This is a genomic window from Luteitalea sp. (assembly GCA_009377605.1).
Classification (GTDB): Bacteria; Acidobacteriota; Vicinamibacteria; order Vicinamibacterales; family Vicinamibacteraceae; genus WHTT01.
In genome coordinates this window covers 1-625 of sequence record WHTT01000290.1, presented here as the reverse complement: position 1 = coordinate 625, position 625 = coordinate 1, and the positions used below count along the sequence as shown (strand labels likewise).

Genomic DNA, 625 nt, shown 5'->3' with positions numbered 1-625 from the left:
CGCAGTGTTGCCAGCGCGGCGCCCGCCGCCTCGTGCTCGGCTTCCATGACGTGTATAGGCTGGTCAATCCAGGTCGATCGCTCGAGACCCCCGGTGTGCGCGTCGCGTGTCGCTTCGAGCGCCATGACAGCGGGGAAGAGCACGCGGTCTTCCTTCCGCATGTGATCGATCAGGTCGTGCTGGAAGCGCTCGAATGTTGCCTGGAGCGGCAGCAGGGTGTCTGGTAGGCGGGCGCCGTGGCGGTTGACGACCTTTGTGAGCATCGCCGATAGACGTGGCAACTCGGTTCGCAGGGGAACGTGGTAGCGGTGCTGGATGTGCGCGATGAGATCAGTGAGCGTCGTGTCGTTCCAATCGCTGGTTTCGCCGGCCGTGACGGTCGCTGCATGGAGGTCGGCCACGAAGGTATTCGCGTTGATACCGTGACGAGCGCACGCGTCGGCCAGCGAGATCTGGCCTCCGCAGCAGAAGTCGATATGATGCTGCTGAAAGACTCTGATGGTAGCTGGCTCGGTGGTCGCGACCTCGGCGACGATCGTGTCAGGCGTGATGTTCATGGTGACTCCTTTCCGGGCGGCGAGCATGGTCGTCATCTCCATGGGCCATCACGGTACCGCTCATCGCC

Annotated in this window: 1 protein-coding gene; it reads right to left on the bottom strand. The window is 63.4% G+C overall.

Annotated features, from left to right (window positions below):
- A partial coding sequence (locus tag GEV06_28975; protein MPZ21874.1) for a hypothetical protein occupies nt 1-599 on the bottom strand: 599 nt, incomplete at its 3' end.
- Nucleotides 600-625: the final 26 nt, after the last annotated feature.